The 7567-nt window shown below is 39.5% G+C and carries 5 protein-coding genes; 1 reads left to right on the plus strand and 4 read right to left on the minus strand.

Translation table 11 applies throughout. From position 1 onward, the window contains the following. Positions 1–77: 77 nt before the first annotated feature. Positions 78–1040 (plus strand): diacylglycerol/lipid kinase family protein, encoded by a 963-nt coding sequence (locus ACTQZM_RS03665; protein WP_441652921.1) that lies wholly within the window; start codon positions 78–80, stop codon positions 1038–1040. Positions 1041–1127: 87 nt separating this feature from the next. Here the strand turns inward: ACTQZM_RS03665 and asnB are convergent, their stop codons facing one another. The 4 genes from asnB to trmL all read right to left on the minus strand — a co-directional run bounded on the left by asnB (position 1128) and on the right by trmL (position 7011). Then, on the minus strand, positions 1128–3011 hold the full coding sequence (asnB, locus tag ACTQZM_RS03670; RefSeq protein WP_441652922.1) for an asparagine synthetase B family protein: 1884 nt from the start codon (positions 3009–3011) through the stop codon (positions 1128–1130). A 168-nt stretch (positions 3012–3179) separates the two neighbouring features. After that, entirely contained in the window at positions 3180–5852 is a 2673-nt protein-coding gene (gene recD2, locus ACTQZM_RS03675) for an SF1B family DNA helicase RecD2 (protein WP_441652923.1), read from the minus strand. Between the two features lie 10 nt (positions 5853–5862). Then, on the minus strand, positions 5863–6495 hold the full coding sequence (locus ACTQZM_RS03680) for a histidine phosphatase family protein (RefSeq protein ID WP_441652924.1): 633 nt from the start codon (positions 6493–6495) through the stop codon (positions 5863–5865). Between the two features lie 9 nt (positions 6496–6504). Further along, positions 6505–7011, minus strand: a complete 507-nt coding sequence (gene trmL, locus ACTQZM_RS03685; protein WP_168930622.1) for a tRNA (uridine(34)/cytosine(34)/5-carboxymethylaminomethyluridine(34)-2'-O)-methyltransferase TrmL — start codon at positions 7009–7011, stop codon at positions 6505–6507. Positions 7012–7567: the final 556 nt, after the last annotated feature.

Here is a 7567-nt window from a genome sequence, read left to right on the forward strand (position 1 = left end):
TTAGGTTAATTGCTTTGTATTATTTTAACATCGTGCTATAATAGCTAGGAATGATTTTTTAGAAATGGAAGTTAAGTATGGAATTATTTTATCATTTATTAGTGAATCCTAATTCTGGCGGTGGTCAAGGGCGGATAGCTGGTGAGCAAGTGATTCAATATCTAAAAGCTGCCAAACTTCCCTACAATGCCCGTTTTACTAGCCATCCTGATCATGAACGCCGCTTAATCCAAGAAATGGCCGTCCATGATTTAAAAACTTTTGATGAAAAAATGCCCCCAGATGAAGTCTACCCATTATTAGTCGTGATTGGCGGCGATGGTACGATTCATCAGGTGGTCAATGAATTATATCGTTTAAATAAACAAATTCCAATTGCCTATATTCCTGCTGGTTCTGGCAATGATTTTGCCCGTGGATTAGGCTTAACTTGTGATCCGATTGCCATTATGAAGCAAATCATCGCAACAAAAGAACCGCGCGAATGCAGCATCATACATTATATAGAAGAAATCTATCAAGAAGAAGGCTTGGCGCTCAATAATATTGGCATTGGCCTAGATGCGGCGATTGTCTATGAGACCAATCACTCAAAAATCAAAGGACTGCTACAAAAATTTAATTTGCATTCTTTTTCTTATTTATCATCTGTTATCCGTACTTTGATGAAACAGCGTCCTTTCCCAATTTTAGTCGAGACGAATGGCAAACAATATAGCTATCCCAAGACTTATTTATGCACCACTTCCAATCACCCATACTTTGGTGGTGGCGTGCCGATTGCTCCTAATGCTTCCGTGCATAATGAAAAAGTCGATTTAGTCGTCATTGAAAAACCATCTTGGCTATTAGTACCATGGATTGCTTTTCATATTTTCCGCAGAACACATTTAAATAAGAAATTCTGCCATTATTTCCAAGCCAATAAGATTAAAATCGTTTCGACCATTGCCCAACACGGACAAGCAGATGGCGAAGAAATGGGTGAACGTAGCTTTGATATCACCTTTACTACACAAAAACAATTATTCTGGTACTAGCCCAAACAAGTAAGTGAAATGCCGCTTACTTGTTTTTTTACATTTAAAAAGCCCGACTACCTTTTCACAGATAATCGAGCTTTGAATTTAAGCAATTTTTTCTACAGCTGGTTTGCTGCCATCTTGAATGAAGTACACTTTATACCAAGTTAAGAAAGTGAAAATTGTCCAAATCTTACGGCGTTCATCCACTTTTCCTGCAAAGTTATCATCTAATAAGCGTAAAATTGCTTCTTGGTTAAAGAATTCTTCAACAAAATCAGCGCTAAATAATTCACGTACATGTTTGTAATATTTTTCTTCACGCAACCAGTCTTTAATTGGTACAGGGAATCCAATTTTTTCACGATTATACCATTCTTCTGGCAAATGACGACTCGCTGCTTGACGGAAAGCAAATTTGGTATTTTCTTCATTAATTAAATATTTAGATGGCACTTTTTCCGCTGTACGCATCACTTCGATATCCAATAATGGCACCCGTAATTCCAAAGAGTGTGCCATGGACATCTTATCTGCTTTTAATAAGATATCTTTTGGCATCCATTGGTGAATATCTAAATATTGCATCTTTCTAATTTCCGTACGGTCCACGACACGGCGATAATTTTCATCGACAATTTGTTTCACAGTTGGGCTCTTTTGATACTTAGGTTGAAGATAACGAGTGGTTTCCGCTTCTTCAAAGACCTTCGCTTGACCGATAAAGAATTCTTCGGCTGGTGCAAGGTTGGTATACATATGGAAGCTACCATGGAAGTGTTTGTTCTTCAACTTACTTGCGATAAAGTAGCGCGCACGTTTTGGTAACTTCTTCAAGCCATTCGTAAACACGCGGATCGCTTTAGAACGAGTAAAGAAACCATAATTGACATAACCGGCAAATAATTCATCGGCGCCTTCCCCACTTAATACGACACGTACATCACGACTAGCTAATTCTGCTAAGAAGTACAATGGCACACAAGATGGGTTTGAATCAGGTTCATCTAAGTGATATTGAATAATTGGGAACATCTCAAAGGCTTCTTCCCCTTTAATCACAGTTGAGGTATTATTTAAACCAATCATATCGGTTAATTGACGGGCTTGTACGGATTCATTGTAGCTTTCATCGCCAAAACCAATGGAGTAAGAATGTTCTGGGCGTAAAACACTTGTTACATAACTTGAATCTACCCCACTAGAAAGAAATGAACCGACTTCAACATCAGCGATTTGGTGTGCTTCAATCGATTTCACGACAGTATCGTCAATCAAATCCACCGTTTGCTCTAAAGTCATATCTTGTTCATTGTCTGCTACATCCCAATATTGTTCGATTTTTAATTCCCCTTGATGATAAGTGAAGTAATGTCCCTCTTTAATTCGGAAAACCCCTTTAAAGAAAGTTTCATCTAAAGCAGAATATTGGAAAGTCATGTAAGGTTTTAAGGCTTCTTTATTCAATTCTTTGACGAAATCAGGATGTTTTAAAAAGCTCTTGATTTCTGAACCATACATAAACGTGCCATTCATTTGTGCATAATAAAAGGGTTTAATGCCAAAATGATCGCGAGCGCCAAATAAAGTTTGCGTCTTAGTATCCCAGATAACAAAGGCAAACATCCCACGTACCTTTTGTAATAACTCCGCACCCCATTCTTCATAGCCATGCAGTAACACTTCTGTATCGGCATGCGTCTTAAAGATATGGCCAGCTTTTTTTAATTCTTCACGTAATAGGCGATGGTTATAGATTTCACCATTGAAGGTAATCACTTTGGTCCCATCTTCGTTATAAATTGGTTGGGTTCCACCTTCTAAGTCAATGATACTCAAGCGTCTAAATCCAAGTGCTGCCCCTTCATCGACATGTTCCCCACTACTATTAGGGCCACGGTGAATAATCGTATCCATCATCGCATTGACAATTCGTTTCTTTTCTTGTAAATCGGATTGTTGGTTAATAAACCCTACGATACCACACATATTTAAAATCCTTCTTTCATCTATTTCAAAAAGTTATCCACTAAAATTTTCAATCGACTTCAAGTATAGCATAGATTCTAGAGCGTTTCATTAATTTTTCATCGACTTTAGAAAAAATAAGAAAAAGAAATACACACCTTCATTCAAGAAAATGTGTATCTCTCAAGCTTATTTCATAAAATCATACGGACTAATATTTTCCATCCCTATCATCGGATCAATTTGCCCACTTTGAATCACTGCAGCAGTTAAATATTCAGGTAATGCGGCTTGCTCTTTTACCGATGCAACTTCATCCGGGCTACTTTCAGCTAAATCTGGTATTTTTTCTTCAACAACGACATCTTTAGGCGCATCAGCCACGGTCGCATAATCAATCCCTTGTGACTCTTCCACAGCAAATAAGTCCATCACTTCACTCGCTGATTCTTTGACTTTAATGATTGGCTCACCGACTGGGGATTGGGAAAGTTGTCCTGGTGCTCCTTGATTTTCAGTCGTTTTCTCTTTAGCTGTGCGGAGCGGCTTACTTTCGACTTCTGCATGAGAATCATCGCTATACATCGCATCCTCATATTGCTGCACTTTCAAATACATCATGTCGGTCATTTGATCATGCTCTAAAATTCGTTTTGCCAAAGTCGTCTGACGGTTGGCGGATACATGCGTCACACAAGTTTGAAAGGCCTCGACCTCGCCTAGTAAAATCAAGCGCTCTTTACTTCGTGTCACCGCTGTATACAATAAATTTCGCTGCAACATCCGCGAATATTGGCGAACCATTGGTAAAATCACCATATTAAACTCACTACCCTGGGACTTATGAATCGAACAGCAATAAGCCAGCGTAATCTGATTCCATTCATTGCGTGGGTAAGTCACTTCATTATTATCAAAAGAAATAACCAATTCGTCCATTTTGCTCTCGGTATATTTTGCTTCGACAATACCGACAATAATCCCCATATCACCATTAAAAACATTAAGTTCCGCAGAATTGATTAGCTGCAAGACCTTATCACCAATCCGGTAACTCACTTCATTAAATTGCACTTCTTTTTTCCCTGGAGTGAGAGGATTAAATATTTCTTGCATCATTTTATTTAACGCATCGATTCCGGCCATTCCACGATACATCGGTGCCAGCACTTGAATATCTTGAGAAGTAAAGCCTTTTTCCTTCGCTTTTTGGACAATTTGCGAAATGACCCCTTCAATTTGACTCGCCTGACAAGGAATAAAGCTACGGTCTGGCTGTTTTGTGACAAAATTCTGTGGTAGTCGTCCTTCTTTAATTTCATGGGCCAACGGAATAATGCTCGAGTCCTCTCCTTGGCGATAAATCTCGGTTAATTCAGCTTGAGGAATCGCAGGCACACTTAATAAATCATGCAATACTTGGCCTGGTCCCACTGATGGCAATTGATCCTTATCACCAACCAAAATCACCTGCATATTTTCATTAATCGACTTAAAGAGCATATTGGCTAACCACGTATCGACCATCGACATCTCATCAACAATCAAAAGGCCACCTTCTAACTCATTGACCTCCACTAAAGGTTTGCGCTCTTTACCATTAAGACCTAACAAGCGATGAATCGTCCCACTAGGCAGGCCAGTTGTTTCATTCATCCGTTTGGCAGCTCGTCCAGTCGGCGCCGCTAATAGAATCGGGAAAGTCGTCTCCGTATACTTATGAACGGATAAATCAAGCTCATTTAATTCCGCAAATAGCTGCACAATTCCATTCACCACTGTAGTCTTTCCTGTTCCCGGACCACCCGTTAAAATAAATAATGGAGAAGTAATTGCCGCATGAATTGCCTCAATTTGAGAAGCCCCATAAGAAATGCCCAGACGTTTTTCGACTCTGCGTAAGGCTTTTTCAATTTTTTCTTTGGGATAATTGATTTCTTTTTTACGATTCAACAGATGATTTATCGAGGTACTAATCCCATATTCCGAGAAGAACAAACTATTTTCATACAAATTCATCCCGTCTTGTTGGATAACCCCTTCTTGTGTCATCTCCATAATCACATCGGCTAAATCATTGGGCATAATCTCAACAGGTCGACTTTCTTCTAATAAGCGAATAGTTGATTCCAATAACCCCTGAGCCGTCACATAAGTATTGCCGTTTTCGATACAAGACTGAAAAAGCTGATGAATCACGGCTGCTCGCAAACGTTCTTTACTATCATCGGCTATCCCAAGTTGACTTGCTAGATAGTCGGCACGCTTAAAGCCAATCCCATCAATATCTTCAACTAGTTGATAAGGATTGGTTTCAATAACTTCAAGTGCTTGATTTTGATATTTTTGATAAATCGCAAAGGACAGCTGACTCCCAAAGCCATACTTGGTTAAGCCCACAATCACTTTATCCATCCCATGATTTTGGGCAACGACATCAGCAACCATCTTTTGTTTGGCTTCAGTTAGACCGCTCACTTGGGCTAAACAATCCGGATTTTTAATAATCGTCTCAATCGCGTCTTCACCTAAAGCATCGACAATCTTCGCTGCTAACTTCTTCCCAATCCCTGGAAAACGATCACTGGAAAAATACGCAATCAAGCCATTTTGTGAAGTGGGCTGACTTTGTGAATAACTCTGAGACTGAAACTGTAACCCATAACGTGGATGCGTCACCAAAGTACCCTTGAATTCATAGCTTTCCCCTTCTTGGATTTGGCCAAAAGTACCCGTCACGACGATTTCTTTTTCCGCAAAATCAAAGTCTTTCTCCTGAATTTTCACTAGCAAAACTTTAAAAAAATTACGTGGATTCTCAAAAAAAGTTGCTACAATAGTCCCGACTAATTGGTTATCCACTGTCCTCACCTCACTTTTCAGCTAAAAAATTGGTCTCATTCCATACCTTTAATTGATAAGGGAGTTCGCCTGTTTGTGTCTCTAAAATGGTTAAACTGCTATTTTTCAAGCTCCCTAATTCGCGCAATTCACTCAATGGTTTGCCTATCAACCAAGGAATACTTGCCGCAAACGAAGCCCCATGACCGACAAACAGTACCGGTCCTTCATTAAGATGTGCTTTGGCTACCGTTGTGACCACATTTTCAATCCGTCTTAATAAATGTCCGATGGGTTCTCCATTAAAAGGCGTTGGATCGTATTTATCCAGTCGTTTACGCATTTGACTCGCTTCTGGGTATTCTTGATTCACCTCAGTAAACAAACGTCCCTCTAAGCGACCAAAGCCCATTTCCCGCAAATCATCGGTTTCAATAATCGGCACATTTGTCTTAAGATGTTTGGCAATCTCTTTGGCCGTTGTTAACGCACGGGGCGCACTTGAAGCATAAATCGCCGCAAATGGTACGTCTTTCAAATACTCTCCTAATTTTTGAATCTCAGCGTAACTTTCTGGTAAAAGTGGCGAATCTCCTTCTCTACCTTGAAAGCGACCTTCTAAATTCCATTCTGTCCGTCCATGTCGTGTGAAATATAATTGCATACTGACCCTCTAATCTAATTTATCATTTTCATAGTGATGACTTAATTCTAATCCTGGAAAAGCTTGTTGGCGCAAGGCTTCATAGATGATTAACGCCGCCGTATTAGATAAATTCAAGGACCGCACATGGGTATCATTCATTGGGATACGCAAACACTTTTCTTCATTTTCACGCATAAAACTTTCCGGTAAGCCCTTTGTTTCTTTTCCAAACATAAAGTAGTGGTCCGCACCATCATTGAAGTTCACCTCACTATATACCTTATTGGCAAACTTAGTAATCAAGTGCAAATGCGCCTCACTTGGTAGAGTCGCTAAAAAAGCTGCTAAATTCTCATGATAGGTAATGTCCACACTATGCCAATAATCCAGACCAGCACGCTTTAAATGCTTATCATCCGTGCTAAATCCCAGCGGTTCGATTAGATGCAACGGAGTATTCGTCGCCGCACACGTTCTAGCAATATTCCCGGTATTGGCCGGAATTTCTGGTTCAAATAATACAATATGATTCACTTTATCTCTGACCTTTCTCAATCTATCTTATCTATTTTTATCTAATTTCTCAGCGGTAGGTAAGCACACGAATTTCTTCATGTCTGAGCAAGCTGCTTCACGACCTAAATCTGTGTTCGGCGGGTAGCTCCTTTGCATCTAAGCCGGCCTGTCTTGGAAAATCTTAACACACGATGGATTTTCCTGACATTCCGGAAACCTTAGCTGCTTGGAGCTGTTCGACCCGCCTCACATCCTTGGGTACAAAAAAAACGTAACCCACTCGGTGTCAGGCACTGCGAGAGGCTACGTTAGTGAAGTATTTTTCACTAACTTTTATCAGAACAGGATACTGATAAAAACCAATGAAAAACAACTTGTGTATACTATATCACTCTCACTACTTCTTGGCAATAGAAAATTCAAAAAAACTTCAAATTTATCAAATATTTTTTCAAAAACAGCCCGGGAGTTTTACAGTTGAATTGAAATATTTTCGCTCTATGCCTTGGTATAAAGCTATTTTTTTGTCAAATTTTTTCAATTTTATACTCGTACTTTTTCGTACTTTATGGTA

The organism is Enterococcus cecorum, assembly GCF_052119425.1.
In the GTDB taxonomy this organism is placed as follows: domain Bacteria; phylum Bacillota; class Bacilli; order Lactobacillales; family Enterococcaceae; genus Enterococcus_E; species Enterococcus_E cecorum_C.

Coding starts and splice junctions, on each gene's coding strand:
- asnB (WP_441652922.1), bottom strand. CDS start 3,011: ATGTGTGGTATCGTAGGGTTTATTAACCAACAATCCGATTTACAAGAA.
- ACTQZM_RS03665 (WP_441652921.1), top strand. CDS start 78: ATGGAATTATTTTATCATTTATTAGTGAATCCTAATTCTGGCGGTGGT.
- ACTQZM_RS03680 (WP_441652924.1), bottom strand. CDS start 6,495: ATGCAATTATATTTCACACGACATGGACGGACAGAATGGAATTTAGAA.